Raw genomic sequence first — 23,889 nt, forward strand, 5'->3', positions numbered from 1 at the left:
TACCCAAACAAACCACCTATATGATCAAACATTTACCAAAGCTCTTATGCCTGTCATTGCTGGCCCTGGGGCAGGCGCAGGCGCAGAAATTGCCTATTGCGCAGTTCGGCCAGATGAAAGCCCGCAGCATTGGCCCCGGCGTGATGAGTGGCCGGGTAACCGCCATTGACGCCGTGGTGAGCAACCCAGACATTATCTATGTGGGCGCGGCCTCTGGCGGCGTCTGGAAAAGCGAGAATGGTGGCACCACCTTCGCCCCTGTCTTTGACGAGCAACCCAACATCAATATTGGGTCTCTGGCAGTGCAGCAGAGCAACCCCAGCGTAGTATGGGCCGGTACCGGCGAAGGGAACCCGCGCAACTCGGTGAACATGGGCAACGGCATCTACAAAAGCCTGGACGGCGGCCGCACCTGGAAACACATGGGCCTGGACAAGACCTTCAACATCCACCGTATCCTTATCAACCCCTCTAACCCAGACATTGTCTACGCGGGCGTGATTGGTTTGCCGTTTGGCGAGCACCCCGAGCGCGGCGTGTACAAAACCACCAATGGCGGCCAGACCTGGGAACGCATGTTGTTTACCAATGAGAAATCGGGCGTAGCCGAAATGATCATGGACCCCGTGAACCCCGACAAACTGATCGTGGCCATGTGGGAACACCGTCGCACCCCCTGGGACTTTACGTCAGGTGGTCCCGGCTCCGGCCTGTACATCACCTATGATGGCGGCAAGAACTGGAAAAAGAAAGGTGCCCCAGACGGCCTTCCGGCCGGAAACTTCGGTCGCTTAGGCCTGGCCCAGAGCCGAAGCATGCCCAGCCGGGTCTATGCCATGGTAGAGGCCACTAAAAACGGCCTGTACCGCTCAGATGACGGCGGCGAGAAATGGACCAAGGTCACCGAGGAGCCTTCCATTGTGACCAACCGCGCCTTCTACTTCAATGAGATCTATGTTGACCCCAAAAACGAGAACCGCATTTACATGCTTTACCAGCCGGTGGCGGTGAGCGAAGACGGGGGCAAGACCTTTAACGTGACCGCCTCTATGGACCAGGTGCACGCTGACCACCAAGCCTTCTGGATTCACCCCGAAAATCCCAATCTGCTCTTGGACGGCAACGACGGTGGCCTGGCCATAAGCCGGGACCGGGGCAAGACCTGGAGCTTTCCGGAGGCCCTGCCGTTCGGTCAGTTCTACCACATTAATGTAGACAACGAAGTACCTTACAACGTGTACGGCGGCCTGCAGGACAACGGCTCCTGGACCGGTCCTGCTTACACTTTTACCCGCGGCGGCATTAGAAACTACTACTGGCAGACGGTGCAGGGCGGCGACGGCTTTGACGTGGTACCTGACCCGGTTGACTCCCGCTACGGCTACGCCATGTCACAGGGCGGAAGCCTGGCCCGGTATGACAAGCTCACCGGCAACTCCTACATCGCCAAACCCACCGCCCCAGACCTCAAAACCAAACTGCGCTTCAACTGGAACGCGGCCATTGCCCTGGATCCCTTCAACAAAGCCGGGGTGTACTACGCCAGCCAGTACCTGCACTTATCCGGTGACAAGGGCCTTACCTGGCAGACCATCTCCCCGGACCTTACCCGCAACAACCCCGCCCAGCAGAAACAGCAGGAAAGCGGCGGCTTGAGCCTGGACATCACCTCGGCGGAGAACCACAACACCATTCTCACCGTGGCCCCCAGCACCCTGGAAAAAGGCGTGATCTGGGTAGGTACGGATGACGGCCACGTGCAACTCACCCGCGACGGCGGAAAGTCCTGGACCAACCTGCGTGACCGCCTGCCCGGCCTTCCGGCCGAAGCCTGGATTCCCCAGATCACCGCTTCTCGGCACAATGCTGGCGAGGCGTTTGTAGTGGCCAACCATTACCGTTTCGGGAAAGATTTCAGCGCCTATGTGTACCGAACCACCAACTACGGCAAAACCTGGACCCGCCTGGTAGATGACAAGAAAGTGCGCGGTTACTCCCTTTGCTTCTTGCAGGACCCTGCCCAACCTAACCTGATGTTCACCGGCACCGAGCACGGCCTGTGGGTGAGCCTCAATGAGGGCAAAGACTGGACACAATGGACCCAAGGCTTACCTTCGGTTCCGGTGATGGACCTGGCTATTCAGGAACGCGAGGCAGATCTGGTGATCGGTACCTTCGGGCGTGCCGTGTACGTGCTGGACAACATCCGGCCGTTGCGCCAACTGGCCGCTACTAACGGCAAGGCTCTTGACAAACCTATGGCTGTTTTCGAACCATCTGGGGCGTATCTGGCTTCCTATGCATCGGCGCCGGGCTACGGTTCTGAGGCAGACAACCTGTTCCAGGCGGCCAATAAATCTTCCGGTGCCACCATTCCTTATTACCTGAAACCGAAGGCTTCTACCCCCACCCCAGGCCCGGCCAAGAAAGCTCCAGCCAAGAAGAAATTACCTGCTACCGTGATGAACGAGGAAACGGGCACCCGCATGCCCACCTCTTTACCGGCCCGCGACACGGCTGCGGCTCCGGCGGCAGCCCGGGGCCCTAAAGTAGACTCGGTGTTCGTGCGGGTGTATGATGAGCAGAACAAACTCATCCGGACCCTTTCCCAGAAACCAGACTCCACCCTTGGCTTCCAGCGTATTACCTGGAACCTGACTGAAAAAGGTATCCGGCAGGCCGGCGGAGGCGGTGGCCGAGGTCAGCGGGGAGGCGGAGAGCCTAGCGGCAACCCGGTATTGCCCGGCAAATACAAATTGGTGATGCAGTACGCGGGCAGCAAAGACTCTACCCATGTGAACGTGCTCCCAGACCCGCGCATTCCGTTCCAGAAAGAGAACGTGATTGCCCGCCGCCAGCAGCTGGAGCGCCTGAATAAAAGCACCCTGCAGCTCAATGACGTAATAGACCGTTTGCAGCAAGCCTCAGACGCCACCGACGCCATTACTGGACAGTTGAAAGTAGTAGGTGGCAAAGAGGTCGCCGAGTTGCAGCGCGCCACCAAAGCCATGCAGGACTCCATCAAGACGTATCGAGAATCCCTGCAAGGCAAAGGTCTCACCCGCCAGGGCTATGGTCGGCCTAGCCAACTCACTGCGCTGTCCAAATTGCAGGAGGCCCGTTCTTACCTGGGTAGCCGCTCAGAACCCATCACCCAAACGGAGACGCAACTGGTAGAGCAGGCAGAAACGCTTACCCAGGAAGCTGTAGGAAAGGTTAATTCCTTCTTCTCTTCCATCTGGGCAGGCTACCGTCAAAAAGTGCAGTCAGCCAACTTAAATGTGTTTAAGGATAAAGACACCAAGGTAATTCTCTAGCCCATAGTTAGCCTCTTTTTTTACGGCCCGCTGGCCTTCCCCCAGCGGGCCGTTATAACTAAAGACGAAAAGGAGTTTCTACCGTATTTACTTGTACATCAGTCTCTTTTCACACCACCTATTCCTAGCTCGCTTCTATGAAAAGAAAGACCCTTTTTTGTATCCTCGTGCTTGTGCTCCTCTGCGCCGGTCAGCTTTATGCGCATGACCCCTCAGACCAAGACAACGTTACACAGACCGTCATCAATAATGGGGTTGGGTTAGGGTCTGTCATTGCGGTGGTGGCTTCCTGGTCCAGAAACAGCTCTATTCTTTGGGCTATCCTGCATGGCCTGTTTAGCTGGTTCTATGTGGTCTACTTTGCCGTAACCAGAGACGCTAAATAATAGCGTGTAATTTATTACTAAAGTGAGATCCCAGGCCAAGGGAATCAATATTAAAAAGGAGGAGTAAGATTCATTTCCTGAATAGCTCAAAAATTAAAAGCCCCGCTGCAGTGTTGTAGCGGGGCTTTTTTGTAGCTAGCACAGATATATTCCGCGAGATGAAAAAGCAAACGCTTTTAGGCCCGTAAAGGCGTTACAGAGTAATGCCGCTACGGGCGGAAGAACTGGTCTTCTTGCCAATTTGCGGGATTAGAGAGAATATAATTCTAAATTTGGACCAATTCACGCTGGCTCCTCACAACGCGGTCATGGAAGCGGGGCTGCCAGCCAAAAGGCTTATTACTCATACTCCTGATCATTTTAGTACAGGCTGCCTTATAGGATCCTACAATTCTAGAAATGGAGCCTGACTTAGGCGAAATAGTAGCCATCATTTCCTTCCTTACCTCTGCTTTAGAGGCGGCACTAAGTACCTCTAAATCATTCTCCTTTTTCAATGGGCTTTCTGCAGCACTTCCTTCCAACCCAAGTATTCCATGTATATGATTGGGCATAACTACGAATTCACCTAGAAAAACGCGAGACCAATGTTGTTCTAGTTCCAGCCAATAATCTTGGGCAACGAGGCCTTCGTCTGACAATTCCATTTGGCCATTCTTTACATCGCCAAAGAATGGCCATCGGTCTTGGGTGCAGATGGTAATAAAATACAGTCCCTCACAACGGTAATCATAGTCGGCCAGGCGGCGATTATTTTTGCTGAAGGTATCATATCTGGCCATAATGGGATGGGCAAAGTCAATTTCCTTTAACGAAAAGACATTAAGCAAGATTTAAATTCCAGATACGTAGCGGCGTTACCCTGTAACGCCGTGTCTCTATGAAACAGGAATCTTTCCACCAAAAATAGCCTTGCTCTTGGGCAAAAAAAAAAGGTGCTAGTTGCAAGAATGACCTTTAATAATTGAGGCTTCTTAGCTGCGTGGCACCACGGCATTACAGGGTAACGCCGCTACAGATCCTTCATTTAGGCCTATTTTCAGGGAAACACCGTTCATTCACCCAAAAAAAATCCCCACCCGCCAAATTCAGGCAGGTGGGGATTTTTAGTTTAAACTTTACTAGAATCCTAGCTGGCAACTACCTTACGCTCAATCTCGCGCAGGTTCTCCATTTTCTTATTGCGCAGGAAGCCGTTGATGTCTTCAAAGTGCTCGCGTATGCGCTTGTTCCCGAACTCAAACACCTTGGTGGCCAGGCCGTCCAGGAAATCGCGGTCGTGGGAAACCAGGATGAGGGTGCCGTCAAAGGCTTTGAGGGCGTCTTTCAGGATATCCTTGGTCTTGATGTCCAGGTGGTTGGTAGGCTCATCCAGAATCAGCAGGTTTACCGGTTGCAGCAAAAGCTTGATCATGGCCAGACGGGTTTTCTCCCCGCCAGATAGCATCTTCACTTTCTTCTCCACGGTATCGCCGCTGAACATGAACGCCCCCAGAATGTCTTTGATGCGGGTGCGCATGTCGCCCACGGCAATCTGGTCAATGGTCTGGAACACGGTTAGGTCCCCATCCAGCAACGACGCCTGGTTCTGTGCGAAGTACCCGATCATGGAGTTGTGGCCCAGCTGCAGCTTGCCGTCATAGTCAATCTCGCCCATAATGGCTTTAATGAGGGTTGACTTTCCTTCGCCGTTCTTGCCCACAAAGGCAATTTTCTCGCCCCGCTCAATGGTGAGCGACGCATCTTTGAACACGGTATGGTCGCCGTATTTCTTGGTGAGTTCCTCCACAATCACCGGGTAGTTGCCAGAACGTGGGGCGGGCGGGAATTTGAGGTTCAGCGCCGAGGTGTCTACCTCATCCACCTGAATGATCTCAATCTTCTCCAGCATCTTCACGCGGGACTGTACCTGCAGCGTTTTGGAGTAGGTTCCCTTAAAACGGTCAATAAACGCCTGTATGTCGGCAATCTCTTTCTGCTGGTCGTCAAACTGGCGCTGCTGTTGCTCGCGGCGTTCTTTGCGCAGTTGCAGGTATTGGCTGTACGGCACCTTGTAGTCGTAGATACGGCCCATGGTCACCTCAATGGTACGGTTGGTGATATTATCCACGAAGGCCTTGTCATGGGAAATCACGATCACGGCCTTGGCGTTGTTCAGCAGGAAATCCTCCAGCCACTGCACCGACTCAATATCAAGGTGGTTGGTAGGCTCATCCAGCAGAATCAGGTCAGGCTTCTGCAACAGGATCTTGGCCAGCTCAATGCGCATGCGCCAGCCTCCAGAGAACTCACTGGTAGAGCGGGTGAAATCTGTCCGCAGGAAACCCAGGCCCAGTAGCGTTTTTTCTACCTCGGCGTCAAAGTTGATTTCCTCAATGGAGTAGTATTTCTCACTCAGCTCAGACACGTCCTCAATGAGCTTCATGTAGGAATCTGACTCGTAGTCGGTGCGCGTTTCCAGCTGGAGGTTGAACTCATCCATCTGTTTTTTCATCTCCAGAATCTGCCCGAACGCCTTGGACGCCTCCTCAAACACGGTGCTCTCGTCTTTGGTAAGCAGGTGCTGCGGCAGGTACGCGATCACGGCATCCTTGGGGGCCGATACCTTACCGCGGGTGGGTTTGTTTACCCCGGCAATGATTTTGAGGAGCGTAGATTTACCGGCGCCGTTCTTGCCCATAAGGGCGATGCGGTCGGTTTCATTGATGTTGAAGGTGATGTTACTGAAAAGAGCCGCGCCGTTGAATTCAACAGCGACCGAGTCAACTGAAATCATGATTTTCTATAAATAAGACCGCAAAGATACTACTTTATTTTCCGGATTTTGCCCCCGCCGGCAAAGAGACAGAGGCGCTCACCCACAGGGTTTTGACAGGCACTGCGGCAAGAAGCCTCCCGGCACAGCAACCTTCCAAATACAGGAAAGGTTCAGGCGGAACGGGCACGGTACTTGCAGAAAAATCGTTATCTTTTCAGACACAAAAATATTTCCCTCCCTCTTTCACTGCGCAGCAGCAGCAAAAGCGGTTAACTAAATACGTCTTACATGAATCCATCCCATCATCATTTCCTGAGGTTCTCGCTGGGGCTTTTCTTGACCGGAGCCACCTTTTCCCCGGCCCTGGCCCAGGATAATCCTGCCCCTTCGGTGGCAGCCTTTGACCAATCTCTGGTGAACTGGCACAATCTGGACCCTACCAAAGACCAGGTGCAGGGCACAGGCGTAACCCGCGCCTACAAAGAGTTGCTGGCCAATAAAAAGCCCAAGAAAACCATTGTAGTAGCCGTGATTGACAGCGGTATTGATATTTTCCATGAGGAGCTGAAAGGCAAGATCTGGACCAACCCCAAAGAAGTTGCCGGCAATGGCCAGGACGATGACCAGAACGGCTACGTAGATGATATCCATGGCTGGGGTTTCCTGGGCAACGCCAAAGGCGAGAACGTAAGGTATGAGACGTATGAATACGTGCGGCTGCTAAGAAAACTGGCGCCCACCTACCAGAGCTTCAACTCCATTAAAGAGGTTCCACTGGCCCAGCAGCCCGAATACAAAACTTATCTGCTGAGCAAAAAAACCTATGAAAAAGAGCTGGCCAAACACACCGCCACCAGAGCCTCGCTTCAATCTTTTGAAAATGCCTTGACCACCGTGCAGGGCATTTTGGGCGAGCATTTTAAAGTCACTACCTACACCCTGGACCAAGTAAAACAGATTTCCTCAGCAGACGAGCGCCTGATGGCCGCCCGCGCCTGGTGGCTGGACATTCATGCCAAAGGCCTGAGCGTGGCCTCCTTTCTGGAATACAAGGAACACACAGACACCTACCTGGACAAGCACCTGAACCTGAACTTTACCCCCCGCGCCCTGGTAGCCGACAACCCCGAATCCATCACCGACACCAAGTACGGCAACAATGACGTGGTAGGCCCAAGACCCAACCATGGCACCCCGGTAGCAGGTCTTATTGCCGGTTTGCGCGGCAACAACCTGGGCATAGACGGCATTGCCGAAGACATCCAGATCATGGCGCTGCGGGCGGTCCCCGAAGGCGATGAGTATGATAAGGACATTGCCCTGGCCATTAGGTACGCCGTAGATAACGGGGCCAACATTATCAACATGAGCTTCGGGAAGGGCTTCTCGCCGCAGAAGTCTTTTGTAGATGAGGCCGTGAAGTATGCCGAGTCTAAAAACGTGCTGCTGGTGCACGCCGCCGGCAATGAGGCCACGAACAATGACCAGGTGACCCACTACCCCAGCCGGGTGCTCCTGGACGGAAGCCAGATCAAATCCTGGATTGAGGTGGGCGCCACTTCCAGAAAACTGGGCCAGGAATTTATTGGCGTGTTCTCTAACTACGGCAAGCAGACGGTAGACCTGTTCGCGCCGGGCGTGGACATTATCTCCCTGGCTCCTGAGAACAAGTACAACAAGATGGACGGCACCAGTTTCTCCAGCCCGGTAGTGAGCGGCGTGGCCGCCCTGGTTTGGTCGCATTACCCAGAGCTTACGGCGGTAGAATTAAAAGAAGTCATTCTCAAATCTGCTACCCTGCACCCCAAGGAAACCGCCACTTACCCCAATCTGGAATCTAAGGACAGGAAACGCGCGAAGTTGACAGACCTTTCCGCCACTGGCGGCCTTGTGAACGCCTACGGGGCTTTGGTCCTGGCCGAGAAAATGGTCAGCCAGAAGGGCCCCAAAAGCTAATCTCTAACAGCTTCTTTTTCAGGAACCGCCCCAGATACTTCATCTGGGGCGGTTCTGTTTTGGGATCGTTTTCCGGAAAATGGCCCTAAAACAGAACCGCGCTTTAATAATCTATAGGTGTAGCCCTTATCATTCCCGTGGAATGCACCAAAGAACCTTTATTAGCATATTTATATAATAAACGTAATTTTTTAGGGATAATTTTTCCTGATTAGAAAAGAACGAAATTAAGTCTATATTTGCCCTACCTACTCTATACACCCTTTATTATATAATTATTGAATGAAACGTATACTCAAGAAAGCCATCACTCCCTTCCTGCCTTCTTACAAGGTAGTGACCACCACCTACCAAATCATACCTGGTCTGCCTATCACCAAAAAGCTGTCTACCCATTCTTTTGACAAGGGAGCCGCCAAAGAAGCGAAAGCATTTTACGGCAAAGTGATTTCTTCTGAATTCACCAAGACCCTGGCCCCGGTGGAAGTAAAACTACGCGTGGCAGGTATCACCGTAAAGAAAACCCAATACGGCCCCATCCAGAAACTCAACAAGAGAAAAATACAGCACCACGCGTAATATCCAGGCCCTAAGGTGCTTCCTTCTTCAAAGCCGTCCTGTCTCCTAGCAGGGCGGCTTTTTTTTTGCATTGCCCCTTCAATCATCTCTTTTGGTCATCTCCCATTTTAAGGCCGTTTTTCTGAAAACAGAGCAAAACCAGCATTCCCTTTAGTTGACTCTGTGAACCCATTGGGCCTCCACCCTAAAGCAATGGTGGTTTCCGACAAGGCCTTTCAACCGCCGGCTTGCCCTTTACAATCCCATATTCTCTCTCTCCTGAAAAAAACCGGTAAATATTTCACAACCAACAAACTAGCTCCATTGCTATTTAAATAAGCGTAAGGTTAACATAAAAACAGTCAGAAAAACTAAATAAACAAACATCTGAAAACCAATTAGTTACCATATAGCAACTTTAATAAAAATTTTGCACACAGGTGCAATTTTTTGTGCAATCGATTGTGCAAGAAATTGCACACTTTTTAGATTTTTCTACTATTATTCTATCTTGGCGCTTAGGTTAAATTATATCAATTCAATAATTTAGGGACAGTTCCTGCTCCTGAAATTCATAATTTCTCAATAAATCCCCTAAGTATGAAAAGACAACTACTCCTTCTTAAACTATTGGCGCTTCTCCTCCTTTTAGGACTCAGTCCGCAGGTAGATGCCTTCACGCCTACTAACGTAGACATTACGGTGGCCCTGGACGGGACCGGAGATTTCACCAAAATCCAGGATGCCATCAACGCGGTGCCTTCCAACAGTGAGCGTCGCACCGTTATTTACATCAAGCGCGGCCTATATAATACTGAAAAGCTCATTGTGCCCGGCGACAAGAAAAACGTCTCCTTTATTGGAGAAAGCCGCGAAGAGACCATCATCAGCTACCATATCTATGACTGTGCTACCGGCAAGTGTCCCACCGCCGATGCCGCCAAATGGACCGGTGACAACATCCGGACATCGGCCACGCTCACCTTATATGGCGATGGGTTCAGGGCAGAGAATCTCACGCTCCAGAACACGGCTGGCCCCGTAGGTCAAGCCCTGGCCCTTACGGTGCTGGGCGACAAGAACGTGTTCATCAACTGTAACCTGTTAGGCTACCAAGACACCATTTACCTGTGGCAGCCGGGCAAACGCAGCTATTTTGAAAATTGCCTGGTGTTGGGTCGCACAGACTATATCTATGGGTCCGGCATTGGGTACTTTCAATCGTGTGAGATCAGGAGTTTCGGTGGCGGCTGGATCACGGCCCCGGCTACTCCCAAAGACCAAGCATATGGCTTCGTGTTCAACAATTGCAGGTTAACGTACGCCACCAACAGCCCCCGCGCCGGCGATGACGGCACTTTAATCCGGTTGGGCCGCCCGTGGCACGAGTACCCCAAGGTTACCTGGCTGAACTCCTACATGACGGAGATGATTCACCCGGAAGGGTGGGGCGACAAGTGGAGCATGGACTACTCAGACACCAGCCCAGACCTCAAACTGTTTGAGTACAACAACAATGGCCCCGGGGCCGATATGAGCAAGAGAGCCAATTGGGCCGGCCTGCGCGCCATAACCGCCACCGAAGCCCTGGAATACACGGTTCTAAAGGTCATGGGCGGTGCTGACAACTGGAACCCTACGGCAGAAGCGGCCACCGTGCAGTCTTTCACCTGGACCGGAACCGGTGCCACCAAAAGCTGGCTCCTGGCCAACAACTGGAATCCGGCGGCGGTACCCTCCACCGGCGAGTCCGCCACGGTAGACGGAACGCATGAAATTTTAGCAGATGGCGGCTCGTTTCTGGCAGATTTGGCTTTGAAAAACGGCGCCAAACTTACCCTCACCGCTAACAGCACCCTGGCCTATCTTTCTATGGCCACCTCTGAGATTTCTACGGCAGGCACGGCATCTCTAACCGGGAAAATAGCGACCAAAGAAGCTAACAGATTTACTATAACTGGCACGCTCACCTTGCCTGCCACCCTTACCGGAGTGCATGAATTCAGCAAAGAGGGAACTGGGAAACTGGTGTTGACCGGCAACAGCCCCGACTACTCGGGTAACTGGCTGGTGAAGGCAGGCATTCTGGAAGCTAACACGGCCAATGCCCTGGGCAAGGGCCACGTGACCGTAAGCAGCGGGGCCACGCTTACCATAGGCATCAGTAGCGCATTCCAGCCGAAGTCACAGTTAAAGGTAGTCACCGGGTCTGCCCTGGTCTTAAACGCTGACATTACCTTAAGTGAGTTCTTTCTCAATAACACCCTGCAAGCCATGGGCGAATACACCGCCGCCACGCACCCTACCCTCATTGCGGGCACCGGAAGGATCATTGTAGGCCGGCCCAGCACCTTCACGTTTGTAGGCGGCGCTAACGGCAACTGGGACAATCCCGCCCACTACAGCCCGCAGCTGTTGCCGCACGCCGGCGAGACGGTGCTAGTGAACAGAGAGATTGAAACTACCAGCCTGGTGTTCCCGGCTAAGCTGGTGATCCAGAGCGCCGGCAACATACGCATGCGCGGCAACCACTCCGCCACCGGCGAAATTGAAATGCTGACCGGTGCCCGCATTTCCTACGCCACCGGTGGGGCCAGTTTCTCTCTGAACGCCCCTTTGACCGTGACCGGTGACATTCTGGTACAGATCAGCAGTAACACTACCGCCGCGGGCGGACACCAGTTCCAGTACCTGGGCATGGCCAAAGGCGCCGGGAAAGTAACGGTGTACAATAACAGAGGCGCCCCGGCTACTACGGTTAATATGGTTTTGCAAGGAGACAACAGCGCGTTTACCGGCACCTGGGATCTTACCCGGGCGAACGGCGTGGCCGAGTCGGTTACCCGCCTGGAAGGAACCAGCGCCAATGCCTTCGGGAATGGCAAAATACTGGTGGGTGCCAACAACGTTCTTGTGTTCAACCATGAGAAAAGCGCGGGCAACAACCTGGACCTCACCGTTTCGGGCACCGGAAAAGTTACCCTGAAAACCAATGTACTGGTAAGAACCTTTACCCTCAACGGCACTGCCATGGCAGATGGCACTTATTCCGCTTCCACCCACCCAGACTTTATGGAAGGAACTGGTTCTATTGTGGTGTCTAACACGCTTACCGCCTCAAAAGAAGAGCTGCAGCAGAAACCGGTCAGGTTCTATGGGAACACCTTGTATGTTAACGGAAGCCGCTCCCTGGTCACCGTCTACACTATGACGGGCGCCGTGCTCATCAAGGAAAACAGAAATAACACCATCTCCTTCCAGGGCCAAAGACCCGGAATTTACGTGGCCCGCTACACCATTGACGGCAAACAAGGGGTATTGAAATTCTTTGTGCGGTAAGTCTCTGCGCCAGAGAAACAAAGGATTCACTTCAACAAAAAAGCCCGGTGTCCTCCGGGCTTTTTTGTTGAAGTGAATTTTCATGTTCTGTTTCTGATGTTCTCACAAAGTTGATAACAGGTAACAGTCTCTTGCTCCCTTCAGTCCGATCCCTTATATCAAAACCGTTTTGGGCCTGTTTTTGAGAAAACAGTTCTAAAACAGCTTACCCTTCGGCGGCGCCGCTTTCTGCGGTTTTGGAGCCTATCACAGGAATAGCCTCTGGGTTGAGGTTCCACTCATTGTTCAGGAGGGCGATGGCGTGGCTGGCAGTCATATCAAACTGGCAGGGCACCACAGACACGTAGTTATCGGCGAGGGCGGCCTCATCGGTGTCATCGCCTTTGTCAAAGTTCACAAAATTGCCCGTGAGCCAGAAATAGCTGCGGCCGCGGGGGTCCAGGCGTTCGTCAAATTTCTCTTCCCACTTGGCGCGGGCCTGGCGGCAGACCTTTACGCCGGCAATAGGTTCCGCAGATTTCTTGGGAAAGTTCACGTTCAGGGCCACGCCGTGCGGAATGCCAAACTCCAGGGCTTGGCGCACAATCAGTTCCACGTACTCCTCGGTGTGGGAGAAATCTATTTCATGGCCGTAGTCACAGAGCGAGAACCCAATGGCAGGCAACCCTTCAATGGCCGCCTCAATGGCCGCCGACATGGTGCCGGAATACAGCACACTGATGCTGGAGTTGGACCCGTGGTTAATGCCGCTCACCACTAAATCTGGGCGGCGGTCTTTGAGCACATGGTGCTTGGCCAGCTTTACGCAGTCGGCGGGGGTACCGGAGCACTCATAGGCCTCCACCTCGGTAAAGGCAAGGGATCTATCTAACCGAAGGGTATTGCCAATGGTGATGGCGTGTCCCATGCCAGATTGGGGCCCGTCGGGCGCCACTATTACCACCTCGCCTATTTTCCGCATTACCTTTACCAGCGTGTGAATGCCGGGGGCGGTGATACCATCGTCGTTTGAAATCAAAATAAGTGGCTTCTTCTTCATATTCTCTCAAAGTTTGCGACCAAATTACTTGGTATACGGGCTACCGCCAAATGCAAATACAGTAACTTCACGGGCAGGCTTGCGTTATGCCCCAAGATGCTGTACCTATGCTGTCTAAACTTCTTTGCACCATGAAGCACACCACCCTACTGCTGGGCGCCTTGCTGGCGCTGGCGGCCTGCAAACAAGAAACCACTTCTGAGAAAACCGATAAAGAGGCCCAACTGGAAGAAGCCGCCGGCAGTATTTCTGAGGATTCTGAACTAGACCCTACCCTGGCGGCAGACGCTTCAGATACTTCTGCACCCACTACTGCCAATGACGAGGCCATGTCTGAAGAGCCGCTTCCGGGGGCTACCTCCACGGCCTCTGCCGCGCCCAGTGCCGCCAACCCGCTCTTTAACCTAACCCTGCAGGCCGGCCAGGCCGGAGCCGTGAAAATAGGCATGACCATTGAGGAGCTTAAAAAGCAGTACGGGCAAAACAAGATCAGGGAAACGGAGCATTCCATAGAGGGCACCACCACCAAAGCCTATGAAATTCTGGGCGAACGCCGCCGGCCCGACCTGCTGGTGGAGCAGCAATGCAAAGGCAACGTCTGCACCGTCTTCCGGATCACGGTGCTGAACCCCTCCTTCCGGACCCAGGGCGGCATAGGCATAGGAAGCATGTTCAGAGACGTGAAAGAAAGCATTCCTATTTCCAGCGTAGGCGCCGGCGAAGGAAATTTTGTGGCTATCTCTGAAGGAGCCCGCATGAGTTTTGTGCTGGACATGCGCGGCATCCCGGCCCAGCGCTGGAACAAACTCAAGGTAAAAGACATCCCCAACACCACCATGGTCTCCGGCATCATGCTCTGGTAAGCCGGTTCAGGCTTTTTCTGTTTTAAAGGTGCTTTCCGGGAAACGGCCCTAAAGCACCCGTACGCTAAAATTTCAGATTATGACTTTCTTCCCTTCCCTGTACCGCTACCAAGACGAAGGCTTATTGATCATCCGGGTAGGTATTGGCATCATGTTCCTGTTGCACGGCTGGCCTAAAATGATGGGTGGCCCCGAGGTTTGGGCCAACGTGGGCAGCGCCGTGGAGACCGTAGGCATTACCGGCGGTTTTACGTTCTTCGGGTTTATGGCGGCGTTCGCCGAAACCGTGGGAGGCCTATTCATTGCCTTGGGCCTGTTCTTCCGGTTCTCCAACTTCCTGCTGTTTGCCACCATGGTAGTCGCTACGATGAAGCACGTGATGGCCAACGACGGCTTTAACGCGTATTCTCATGCCTTGGAAGCGGCTTATCTGTTCATAGGTCTCTTTTTTATTGGGCCAGGGCGCTATAGCCTGGATTACCTTTGGTTTGATAGAGCGCCAGTGGAGGAAGGGGATTGGGAGTAATAGGAAGGGAGGGTCGGTTGTTAGCCATAGCCTTTCGCCGTTGTTGGTGTTCCTAGGGGCCAACGACTGAGACTGCTGCTCCATCTGCCAATAAGCTTATACATTCTATTAACTTCCTGTCAAGCCTCAAGGCGGGAGTCGCGGCCTGCCCGCGTCTGTCACTTTTCTCCTTGATGAGAAAAGTAACCAAAAGAATCAAGAACCCCCGAACTCGCTGCCGCTCGGACAGGCGGGGCTCCAGAAAGGTACCACCTGGCAAAGGCTATCCGTTCCATAGGGAGCTTACGCCTTTGCCAATTGGATAGCCGCTGCCTGCCCCTGCCCATGCTTCGGGCTACGCGGTGGCGGCCCTCCGCCAGGTACGGGGCAGGATATGGGTTGCTGCTGGTCCGTTGCAATGCCTTCCTTCGCTTGGCGGGCGGAGGGAAAGAGTGCCTGTTTCTTGCTAGACTGCGCTGGCGCCGAAGACCTCGTAGCGCGCGCAGCTCCTGCGAGCGTCTGGGGCAGTGGCTTCTCCAAGTGTGCCCTCCCGTGTAAACACCCCTTCACCCCTCAAGGGGAGAGTCTGTGTTTAGTAAGCGATGCTGGAGTTATTAAGCCCTAATTGCGTTTTGAGGCTGTTTTTCGCAAATCTTGTTTAAAACACGCATCTCCACGTATTCCCCGTTTCCAGTCTTTACTTCGAGCGCCTCGCTTGTGGCCCTGCAACAGCTTTACTAAGAACAGAAGTCAAGTAGGCCGCAAGGGCAGTGCGAGGGCGGAAGGCGGGGCCCCGCGGCCGTGAGCGCTCGGAGGGATACCATGAAACATTACAGCATAAGGACTCAGGCCAAAGCAGACAATCCTAGGCTTAACCAAATTCTTCCTCCAATAACCAACAAGGCCCAAGGAAATATCCTCCACAATAGCAAAAGCAAAAACTTTCAAATAAACCTCAAAACCGCTAACATTACCGTTTCAACAAAACTTCACCCATGCTGCTTTCCCTGCTCCTTACCCTCAATACTTTTTTCACCGCGGCCCCAACACCCGACTGGAAAACGCCTTATGAAAAAAGCAATCGCACCAAGACCGCTACCTATCAGGAATGCATAGACTATTATCAGCGGCTGGACCAGGCGTACCCAGAAATTAAGATGACGGAGATGGGCATGACCGATGTGGGCAAACCGCTGCACACGGTGATCATCTCCACGGATGAGGATTTTGACCCGGCTTCCATCCACCGGAAAGGCAAGACGGTCTTGCTGGTACAGAACGGCATTCACCCGGGAGAGCCCGAGGGGATTGACGCCACCATGATGCTGGCCCGCGACCTCATGCAGCAGAAAAAGCTGAAGAGCCAGCTAGACAACGTGGTGCTGGTGATCATTCCTATTTACAACGTGGGTGGCGCCCTGAACCGTAACAGCCATACGCGCACCAACCAGAACGGGCCTGAGAGCTACGGCTTTAGAGGCAACGCCCGCAACCTGGACCTGAACCGCGATTTCATCAAAGAAGACTCAAAGAACGCCCGCACCTTCGCCACTATTTTCCGGACCTGGGACCCCGAGATCTTCGTGGACAACCACACCAGCAACGGTGCTGATTACCAGTACACCATGACGCTCATCCCCACGCAGCACAACAAGCTGGGCGGGGCGTTGGGTACCCTATTAAAGCAGCAGATGGTGCCCGCGCTTTACAAAGGCATGGAGAAACGCAAGTGGCCACTGGTGCCCTACGTGAACTCCCGCGGCGAATCGCCGGAGACGGGTATTTTTGGTTTTATGGAGTCGCCGCGGTATGCCACCGGCTACACGGCTCTTTTCCAAACCCTGGGCTTCGTGCCCGAGACGCACATGCTTAAATCTTTTGACAAGCGCGTGGCCTCTACCTATGACCTCATGCTGGAGTTCCTAGACTATGCTGCCAAACACGGCAAAGAGGTGCAGGCCGCCCGCCAGAAAGACCGCGCCGCCCTGCAGACACAGCAGCAATTTGTCCTGAACTGGGCCCCGGACACTACGCAGGTGGAGACCATCCAATTCAAAGGCTATGAAGCCAAATACAAGCCCAGCGAGGTAAGCGGACTGGAGCGGCTGTACTATGACCGCAAGGCCCCGTTCACGCGCCCAGTGAAGTTCTTTGACACCTACCGCCCTACCGTGACGGTTACGAAACCAGTCGCCTATATCATCCCCCAGGCCTGGGCCGAGGTGATTGAGCGACTGAAGCAGAATCAGGTAGAATTGAAACGCCTGAGCAAAGACACCGTGCTTACCCCCGAGGTCTATTACATCTCTGACTACAAAACCGGTCCCCGCCCCTATGAGGGCCACTATCTCCACACCGAGGTGCAGGTGCAGAAATCGCAGCAACCCATCCAGTACTTCAAAGGCGACTACGTGGCGTACCTGAACCAGGTAAGCAACCGGTTTCTGGTGGAGACCCTGGAACCGCAGGGCCCAGACTCCTACTTCGCCTGGAACTTCTTTGACTCGGTGCTGGGGCAGAAAGAACATTTCTCGGCGTATGTGTTTGAAGACCTGGCTGCCCAATACCTCCAGAAAGACCCCAAACTGAAGGCCGCCCTGGAAGCAGCCAAAGCTAAAGACGCCAACCTGGCCAAAAGCGCCCGCGAGCAACTCAACTTCATTTACCGCAACACGCCTCACTTTGAGAACACATTCATGCGCTACCCCGTCACCCGGTGGTTGGGTGGGGCGCTGCCGGTTCAGTAAGCACGCGTTTTAGGCTTGTTTTTCAGAAAACAAGCCTAAAACGGAAATCATCAGAAAGGCCTCTTCTATCCTAGGGAGAGGCTTTTCTACTTTTATTCAAAAAATAAATTTCTCAACGATTGACTTTAATTACGAAACTTTCGTAATATTATGAAAACATCGTAGACATCCACACATGGAAAAGCTAACCCAACAGGAGGAAGAGGCCATGCAGGTGATCTGGGAGGCCGGCGGCGGCTTTATCAAAGATTTCCTGCAGATGCTGCCTGAGCCCAAACCGCCTTATACCACGCTGGCCTCCACGGTCAAGAACCTGGAGAAGAAAGGTTTTCTGGCTTCTGAGAAACTGGGCAACACGTTTCGCTACACCCCGCTCATCAAGGCGCCTGAGTACAAGAAGAAATTCATGAAAGGGTTTGTAGGCGACTATTTCCAGAACTCCTATAAAGAGCTGGTGGCCTTCTTCGTGAAGGAGAAGCAGCTTTCGCCGGCTGAGCTCAAGGAGATTATCCAGATGATTGAAAACCAAAAACCCGAATAACATGCCGGCTCTCTTCCTTTACTTGCTACAGGTGAACGCGGGGCTGGTGCTCTTTTACCTGGCTTACAAACTGGTCTTGCGCCAAACCACTTTCCATGCCTGGAACCGGCTTTTCTTGGTGGCTGGCATTCTGCTCTCGGCGGCGCTGCCCTTGGTGGACGTGAGCCCGCTACTGGCGCAGAATGAGAAAGTGTACCAGACTTTCTCTGCCATAACTTTTGAATGGGCCTCCCCGGCCATGGCCCCCACGTCAACCGCTTCCGCCTTTGACTTTTGGCTAATCCCGGTGGGCATCTTTTGGCTAGGCGTAGTCGTCATGGCGATCCGTTTAATGGTGCAAGGGATTTCGTTGTATAGTATCCATCGGCGGTCACGCCCGACCAGTTACCAGGGCGTTGCTTTCAGAGAAATGGAAGCAGATCTGCCGCCTTTCTCCTTTGGGAGAACCATTTACTTTAACCCCACCAACCACCCGGAGCAGGCCTGGCGCGGCATTCTGCAGCATGAATTCACCCACGTGCAGCAGGCCCATACGCTGGACATTCTGCTAGCCGAGCTCACTACTGCCTTCCTGTGGTTCAACCCGGTGGTGTGGCTTTGGCGCACGGCCCTCAAACAGAACCTGGAGTTCCTCACCGACCAGCAGACCCTGCAGGCCGGCATTGACCGAAAGCAGTACCAGTTCTCGCTTTTACAAACCACTACTACGTTTCCGCTTACCCTCGCTTCCGCTTTTAGTTATCCATCCCTTAAACAAAGAATCATGATGATGAACCAACACCCCTCGGCCAAGGTACAGCGCATGCGTTTCCTGGCCACCCTGCCTCTGCTGGTGATCTTTTTGCTGGGCTTCCAGGGCATTGCCAAGTCCCACTCCCAATGGAAAGGCTTGTTGCAGGAAACTACCCGTGACGGGCAGAAAGACTATGAGGCTTTTCTCAAACGCAACCCCAATGTAAAAGGCCTGCGTTGGAGTGACGGCACCATTTTCGTAGAACTGAAATCTAATCAAACCGAAATCTACCCCAACACTCCCACCGGCGTGGCCCAGTTAGAGAAGAAATACGGTACCTTGCCTACCCCTCCTTCGCCACCGCCGCCCCCAGCCGAGCCACCTGCTGCTCCGGCCGCCGCATTAGCTCCGCCTCCCCCACCACCGCCCATGAACGTGCCCTTGACCAAGGAATTCATAAAGCGCAACCCCACGGTGAAAGGCATCAGCGCCGCCAGTGACGGCCTGCATGTGATCCTCAAATCTGGCGAGGTGGAAACCTTTGACAACACCGCTGCCGGCAGGGCCGCCTTTGAGAAGAAGTTTGGCACCCTGCCTCCGCCCCCGCCACCGGTCATGAAATCTAAAAAAGACCTGCCACCCCCGCCACCTCCGGTAAGAAAGAACTAACCACTGGGTTTCTGCTGTAATGCGTTCATCTGGTAAAGTCGTTTTGGGCCCGTTTTCCTGAAAACTGGCCCAAAACGGAAACAGGAAAGCCTTCCCTTTGGGGAAGGCTTTCCTTTGCCCCCTTTCCCGCCACTCGCTTTTCAGGTAAATCCTTCTAGCTTTGCAGAAGACCTACACCAACCTCCAAAAATTTGGCAGACATTTTAGAAATTCAGGGGCTGAGCAAGCGCTACGGTAGCGTGCAGGCCCTGGACCAACTGAGCATAAACGTGCCCGAAGGCAGCATCTTTGGCTTGCTGGGGCCCAACGGAAGCGGCAAAACCACCACCCTGGGCATTGTGCTGGACGTGATCAACGCCAGCGCCGGCAGCTTTCAGTGGTTCGGGCAGCCTATGTCCAAAACCACCAAACGCCGCATTGGGGCGCTGCTGGAGACGCCCAACTTCTACCCCTACCTCACCGGCGAGCAGAACCTGCGCATTGCCTCCGATGTAAAGCGCGTGGACCACAGCCAAGTGCAACGATCCCTGGAAATGGTGGGCCTGGCCAACCGCAAGCATGACAAATTCAAAGGTTACTCCCTGGGCATGAAGCAGCGCCTGGCCATCGGGTCGGCGCTGCTGGGCAACCCCGAGGTATTGGTGCTGGACGAGCCCACCAACGGCCTTGACCCGGAAGGCATTGCCGAAGTACGGGCCCTTATTCTAGACGTGGCCGCCCAAGGCAAAACCATTGTGCTGGCGAGTCACCTGCTGGACGAGGTAGAGAAAGTCTGCACCCATATGGCCGTTCTGCGCACCGGCAAACTAAAGGCCCAGGGACCGGTCTCCTCCATCATGGCTACCAATGATTTAGTATTCATTAGCGGCGGTGCCCCGCTGGAACAGTTGCTGCAGGTAGCGCGCACGTTACCGCTGGTGGCGCAGGCGCAGCAAGTGCAGCAACAAGTGCAGCTCACGCTGCGCGAAGGCGTGGACAGCACCGCCCTTAACCGCGCCTTCTTTGACCAGGGCATTGCCTTGGGCCAACTGGTGGTGCGCAAGAAAAGCCTGGAAAGCCAGTTCCTGGAAATCATTAAAGCCGACAACGCATGACCTCCCTCCTTCGCATAGAACTCCGCAAGATCTTACCTTACTCCACCTTCTGGGTCATTCTGCTGCTACAGTGCGCGCTGCTGTTCATCTTCTTCTACGCCCGCGGCAACGTCATGATCAATGGGCAGATGGCCGGCGCCGAGCTCTACCAGTTCCCTAAGATCTGGTCGCACCTGGCCTACGTCTCCAGTTACCTGAACCTGATCCCGGGTATCTTGATCATTATCTTAGTCGCCGATGAATACGCGTACCGCACGTTCCGGCAGCAGGTGATTGACGGCTTTTCGCGCGCCGACCTGGTACAGAGTAAATACTCCGTGATCCTGCTGCTGGCTGCTTTCTTTGCGGTGTATGTGTTGGCACTGGGTTTGGGCTTCGGGTTAACCTACGGCACCGCGGGAGCATCTGATAGCATCTTCACAGACATACAGTTTATCTTCTATTACCTGGTGCAATTGGTGGGCTACATGAGCCTGGCCATGTTCATCGCGTTTCTGGTAAAGAAGACCGGCCTGGCCATTCTGTTTTTCATGGCTTACACGCTGCTGATAGAACGGCTTTTACAATGGCAGACCCCCGACCAGTTGGACAAGTATTTTCCTATGAAGGTGCTTTCTAACCTTACCCCCAACCCCCACCAGGAATTGGAGCAGATGGTGCTGGGCGCCACCGAGGTGTTGCCCCCCTTACACGCCCTGGTGCCGGCGATGCTGTATATCACCCTCTTCTGCCTTTTCTCTTACCTACTTTTAAAGGCCAGAGACCTGTAAACCTGTTTTAGGCCCGATTGCACCAAAACAGGCCCAAAACGCAAAAAGGGATGCCCCGCTGAACCAGTATCAGCGGAGCATCCCTTTTTTATCACTTCGGCCAGGGCCGATGTCTTTTACATATCCAGCTTGGTGGTTTTCACCTCAGGCTGGGAAATAGTACCCAAGTAGCTCACGATCTTGGCCAGGTCTGGCAGGTGGGTGTACTTGAGCTTGTTTTGTTTGATGTACGTTTTCATGGCGCCGCCTTTCTTGCCGTAGATGGTTTCCAGGTCTTTCTTGACGTTGCGCAATTCCTTTACCTTGCCGCTGGGCAGCAGGATAAAATAAATGTCTGTGCGCTGGTCTACATACACGGGCCCGCCCATGGGGTAATTGCCATAGGGGTAATAACCGCCGCGGTACATAGGGTCACGGCTGATGTCACGGCGGGTCATGGTTTCACGCCGCAGGAGGCCGTAGTTGCCAATCACGATCTGCTCAAAAAAAGCCGGGGCCAGAAAATCACTGTAGTCGTTGCCCAGGTTCCAGCGTTGGGTCACAAATACCCGGCGGTAGCGCCCGTCATTGTCAATCGCTTCAAACCCCCGCACCGCCACGGGCGCATAGGCTACCACAGAACCGTCTGGTTTCACAATTTTCACCAGGTCTTCTGAACGGTGATAGGTGATCTTTCCGGTTACGGAATCACCTGAGGCCAAAAACACGCGGCCCCGGGGCCACTCATCTACCAGGCCGGTAACTTGCGCCATGGCACCGGCTGCCCAGAACACCAATACCACCAAAAGCCCACTTACTTTCCTTGCCATCGTCTTCGTTTCTTTATACCCACTTAAAAGATTCCAATGCACTTCTAAGAAAAATATACCTTAAAAAATTAAAGAAGGTTTCCTGATTCTTGTCACTTTCCAGGGGTAAATGCAGAGAAAATTGTGCCACAAACCACAAATTAAAGCAGGAGTTACAAAAAACTTTTAAAATTGAAAAGAGGCTTGCAGAATACCAATATCTGAAAATTTCTAAACCGTTTCCTTCCCGGCCCTAAAAAGCGAAAGGCGGAAGATGTGTCTTCCGCCTTTCGCTTTTTATTTCTTCATGATGGAATGCCCCAGCTTGTCTCGCTTGGTGGTTAAGTACCTTTGGTTGTGGGCGTTGGCTTCAATCTCTATGGGCAACTGCTCTACAATCTGCAGACCGTAGCCAATGAGGCCGGTGCGTTTGCGGGGGTTGTTGGACAGGAGTCGCATTTTAGTGACCCCTAAATCCCTCAGAATCTGGGCGCCCACGCCGTAATCGCGCTCATCGGTCCCGAAGCCTAGTTGCAGGTTGGCCTCTACGGTGTCCAGGCCCTGCTCCTGCAGCTTGTAGGCTTTTAGCTTGTTCAGAAGGCCAATGCCGCGGCCTTCCTGGTTCATATACACAATCACACCTTTGCCGGCTTTCTCAATGATCTCCATGGCGCGGTGCAACTGCGGACCGCAGTCACAGCGGCAAGACCCGAAGATGTCTCCGGTTACGCAGGAGGAGTGCACGCGCACCAATACCGGTTCATCTGGTTCCCAGGTGCCTTTCACCAAGGCCAGGTGCTTGGCGTTGTTGCTGCGTTGGGTATAGGCGTACAGGTCAAAGTTGCCCCAGTCGGTAGGCAGTTCCACGGCTATCTCACGGTCAATGAGGCTTTCCTTCTGCAGGCGGTAGGTGATCAGGTCTTTGATGGAGATAAGCTTGAGGTTGAAGCGCTCGGCTACTTTCTCCAGGTCTGGCATGCGGGCCATGGTGCCGTCTTCGTTCATGATCTCTACCAGCACGCCGGCCGGGGCCAGGCCCGCCAGCGCAGCCAGGTCAACGGCGGCCTCGGTGTGGCCGGCTCTCCTGATCACGCCTTCCTTGCGGGCGCGCAGCGGGAAAATGTGGCCGGGTTTGCCTAAAGAAGCGGGATCAGTGGTAGGGTCGGCCAGGGCCAGGATGGTCTTGGCGCGGTCAGACGCCGAGATACCGGTGGTACAGCCGTGGCCCAGTAAGTCTACAGATACGGTAAAGGGGGTGGCGTGCAGGGCGGTGTTCCGGCCTACCATCAGCTCCAGGCCCAGTTCATCGCAGCGTTCCTCGGTGAGTGGAGCGCAGATGAGGCCGCGCCCGTGGGTAGCCATGAAGTTCACAATCTCAGGGGTGATTTTCTCGGCGGCGCAAATAAAGTCGCCTTCGTTCTCGCGGTCATCGTCATCTACCACAATCACTACTTTACCGGCTTTTATATCTTCTATGGCGTCTTCTATGTTATCTAGCATGGTTCTTTGCATCTAATACCGGCAGGCTGCCAAAAGCGGAATTCTGCCTTTCAAAATGCAAAGATAACGGTTTTTGAGCGGTTTAAGTAGCTGCTGCTCAAACACCAGATATGTCAGAAATACATTTATTCAGGTTTCGCTATGTTTTGGCTGTCGATTTAGGTGACTCTCAACTTACTCCTATTGGTATTCTGGTTACCGCTTATTATTAATTAATGGCCTTTACCAGGTAGTAAACCCGTAAATCAACCTGACTCAGAGGAAAGAACGGTAGCCAATTACCTGAAAAGCAAAACGGCGTTTTGGGCCTGTTTTCAGGAAAACAG

At 53.5% G+C, this 23,889-nt stretch carries 17 protein-coding genes; 12 read left to right on the top strand and 5 right to left on the bottom strand.

The genetic code is table 11. The features are described from left to right. The first annotated feature begins 20 nt into the window (after positions 1–20). Together TH63_RS12850 and TH63_RS12855 are read left to right on the top strand one after the other, a co-directional pair. Positions 21–3,317 (top strand): sialidase family protein, encoded by a 3,297-nt coding sequence (locus TH63_RS12850; protein WP_048921287.1) that lies wholly within the window; start codon positions 21–23, stop codon positions 3,315–3,317. A gap of 137 nt (positions 3,318–3,454) precedes the next feature. After that, entirely contained in the window at positions 3,455–3,703 is a 249-nt protein-coding gene (locus TH63_RS12855) for a hypothetical protein (RefSeq protein WP_048921288.1), read from the top strand. Positions 3,704–3,969: 266 nt separating this feature from the next. Here the strand turns inward: TH63_RS12855 and TH63_RS12860 are convergent, their stop codons facing one another. Beyond that, positions 3,970–4,485: a transposase gene (locus TH63_RS12860; protein ID WP_048921289.1), complete on the bottom strand. Its 516-nt coding sequence runs from the start codon at positions 4,483–4,485 to the stop codon at positions 3,970–3,972. A gap of 347 nt (positions 4,486–4,832) precedes the next feature. Then, on the bottom strand, positions 4,833–6,479 hold the full coding sequence (locus tag TH63_RS12865) for an ABC-F family ATP-binding cassette domain-containing protein (RefSeq protein ID WP_048921290.1): 1,647 nt from the start codon (positions 6,477–6,479) through the stop codon (positions 4,833–4,835). 270 nt (positions 6,480–6,749) lie between these two features. On the opposite strand from TH63_RS12865, the gene TH63_RS12870 reads away from it, so the two are divergent. From TH63_RS12870 to TH63_RS12880, 3 genes are all read left to right on the top strand, one after another. Then, a complete protein-coding gene (locus TH63_RS12870) occupies positions 6,750–8,417 on the top strand; it encodes a S8 family peptidase (RefSeq protein ID WP_076606484.1) in 1,668 nt (555 codons plus the stop codon). Between the two features lie 282 nt (positions 8,418–8,699). Beyond that, positions 8,700–8,996, top strand: a complete 297-nt coding sequence (locus tag TH63_RS12875) for a hypothetical protein (RefSeq protein WP_048921292.1) — start codon at positions 8,700–8,702, stop codon at positions 8,994–8,996. A gap of 579 nt (positions 8,997–9,575) precedes the next feature. After that, positions 9,576–12,314 carry a pectinesterase family protein gene (locus TH63_RS12880; protein WP_082161684.1) on the top strand — a complete coding sequence of 913 codons (2,739 nt, stop codon included), beginning with the start codon at positions 9,576–9,578 and terminating at the stop codon, positions 12,312–12,314. Positions 12,315–12,519: 205 nt separating this feature from the next. Here TH63_RS12880 and surE read toward each other — a convergent pair whose 3' ends face one another. After that, positions 12,520–13,353 (bottom strand): 5'/3'-nucleotidase SurE, encoded by an 834-nt coding sequence (gene surE / locus TH63_RS12885; protein WP_048921294.1) that lies wholly within the window; start codon positions 13,351–13,353, stop codon positions 12,520–12,522. Between the two features lie 131 nt (positions 13,354–13,484). Between surE and TH63_RS12890 the strand changes: the two genes are divergently transcribed. The 7 genes from TH63_RS12890 to TH63_RS12925 all read left to right on the top strand — a co-directional run bounded on the left by TH63_RS12890 (position 13,485) and on the right by TH63_RS12925 (position 21,275). Continuing rightward, positions 13,485–14,216: a hypothetical protein gene (locus TH63_RS12890; RefSeq protein WP_048921295.1), complete on the top strand. Its 732-nt coding sequence runs from the start codon at positions 13,485–13,487 to the stop codon at positions 14,214–14,216. Positions 14,217–14,295: 79 nt separating this feature from the next. Further along, entirely contained in the window at positions 14,296–14,742 is a 447-nt protein-coding gene (locus TH63_RS12895) for a DoxX family protein (RefSeq protein WP_048921296.1), read from the top strand. A gap of 974 nt (positions 14,743–15,716) precedes the next feature. Then, positions 15,717–17,468 (top strand): M14 family metallopeptidase, encoded by a 1,752-nt coding sequence (locus tag TH63_RS12905; protein WP_048921298.1) that lies wholly within the window; start codon positions 15,717–15,719, stop codon positions 17,466–17,468. Positions 17,469–17,643: 175 nt separating this feature from the next. Further along, complete coding sequence (locus TH63_RS12910; protein ID WP_048921299.1) at positions 17,644–18,009, top strand: BlaI/MecI/CopY family transcriptional regulator; 366 nt, start codon at positions 17,644–17,646, stop codon at positions 18,007–18,009. 1 nt (position 18,010) lies between these two features. After that, positions 18,011–19,411: a M56 family metallopeptidase gene (locus TH63_RS12915; RefSeq protein WP_156180597.1), complete on the top strand. Its 1,401-nt coding sequence runs from the start codon at positions 18,011–18,013 to the stop codon at positions 19,409–19,411. Between the two features lie 191 nt (positions 19,412–19,602). Beyond that, positions 19,603–20,505: an ABC transporter ATP-binding protein gene (locus tag TH63_RS12920; RefSeq protein ID WP_048921301.1), complete on the top strand. Its 903-nt coding sequence runs from the start codon at positions 19,603–19,605 to the stop codon at positions 20,503–20,505. Continuing rightward, positions 20,502–21,275 (top strand): ABC transporter permease, encoded by a 774-nt coding sequence (locus tag TH63_RS12925; protein ID WP_048921302.1) that lies wholly within the window; start codon positions 20,502–20,504, stop codon positions 21,273–21,275. Before TH63_RS12920 ends, TH63_RS12925 begins: the two co-directional genes overlap by 4 nt. Positions 21,276–21,391: 116 nt before the next feature. Here TH63_RS12925 and TH63_RS12930 read toward each other — a convergent pair whose 3' ends face one another. Together TH63_RS12930 and TH63_RS12935 are read right to left on the bottom strand one after the other, a co-directional pair. Further along, complete coding sequence (locus TH63_RS12930; RefSeq protein WP_048921303.1) at positions 21,392–22,084, bottom strand: hypothetical protein; 693 nt, start codon at positions 22,082–22,084, stop codon at positions 21,392–21,394. 276 nt (positions 22,085–22,360) lie between these two features. Continuing rightward, positions 22,361–23,563: a bifunctional 3,4-dihydroxy-2-butanone-4-phosphate synthase/GTP cyclohydrolase II gene (locus TH63_RS12935; RefSeq protein WP_156180599.1), complete on the bottom strand. Its 1,203-nt coding sequence runs from the start codon at positions 23,561–23,563 to the stop codon at positions 22,361–22,363. Positions 23,564–23,889 lie beyond the last annotated feature (326 nt).

The sequence above is a fragment of the Rufibacter radiotolerans genome (assembly GCF_001078055.1).
GTDB lineage: Bacteria > Bacteroidota > Bacteroidia > Cytophagales > Hymenobacteraceae > Nibribacter > Nibribacter radiotolerans.

Excerpts from the sequence above, each read along its gene's own strand:
- TH63_RS12850 (WP_048921287.1), top strand. The coding sequence starts at position 21 with ATGATCAAACATTTACCAAAGCTCTTATGCCTGTCATTGCTGGCCCTG.
- TH63_RS12855 (WP_048921288.1), top strand. The coding sequence starts at position 3,455 with ATGAAAAGAAAGACCCTTTTTTGTATCCTCGTGCTTGTGCTCCTCTGC.
- TH63_RS12860 (WP_048921289.1), bottom strand. The coding sequence starts at position 4,485 with ATGGCCAGATATGATACCTTCAGCAAAAATAATCGCCGCCTGGCCGAC.
- TH63_RS12865 (WP_048921290.1), bottom strand. The coding sequence starts at position 6,479 with ATGATTTCAGTTGACTCGGTCGCTGTTGAATTCAACGGCGCGGCTCTT.
- TH63_RS12870 (WP_076606484.1), top strand. The coding sequence starts at position 6,750 with ATGAATCCATCCCATCATCATTTCCTGAGGTTCTCGCTGGGGCTTTTC.
- TH63_RS12875 (WP_048921292.1), top strand. The coding sequence starts at position 8,700 with ATGAAACGTATACTCAAGAAAGCCATCACTCCCTTCCTGCCTTCTTAC.
- TH63_RS12880 (WP_082161684.1), top strand. The coding sequence starts at position 9,576 with ATGAAAAGACAACTACTCCTTCTTAAACTATTGGCGCTTCTCCTCCTT.
- surE (WP_048921294.1), bottom strand. The coding sequence starts at position 13,353 with ATGAAGAAGAAGCCACTTATTTTGATTTCAAACGACGATGGTATCACC.
- TH63_RS12890 (WP_048921295.1), top strand. The coding sequence starts at position 13,485 with ATGAAGCACACCACCCTACTGCTGGGCGCCTTGCTGGCGCTGGCGGCC.
- TH63_RS12895 (WP_048921296.1), top strand. The coding sequence starts at position 14,296 with ATGACTTTCTTCCCTTCCCTGTACCGCTACCAAGACGAAGGCTTATTG.
- TH63_RS12905 (WP_048921298.1), top strand. The coding sequence starts at position 15,717 with ATGCTGCTTTCCCTGCTCCTTACCCTCAATACTTTTTTCACCGCGGCC.
- TH63_RS12910 (WP_048921299.1), top strand. The coding sequence starts at position 17,644 with ATGGAAAAGCTAACCCAACAGGAGGAAGAGGCCATGCAGGTGATCTGG.
- TH63_RS12915 (WP_156180597.1), top strand. The coding sequence starts at position 18,011 with ATGCCGGCTCTCTTCCTTTACTTGCTACAGGTGAACGCGGGGCTGGTG.
- TH63_RS12925 (WP_048921302.1), top strand. The coding sequence starts at position 20,502 with ATGACCTCCCTCCTTCGCATAGAACTCCGCAAGATCTTACCTTACTCC.
- TH63_RS12930 (WP_048921303.1), bottom strand. The coding sequence starts at position 22,084 with ATGGCAAGGAAAGTAAGTGGGCTTTTGGTGGTATTGGTGTTCTGGGCA.
- TH63_RS12935 (WP_156180599.1), bottom strand. The coding sequence starts at position 23,563 with ATGCTAGATAACATAGAAGACGCCATAGAAGATATAAAAGCCGGTAAA.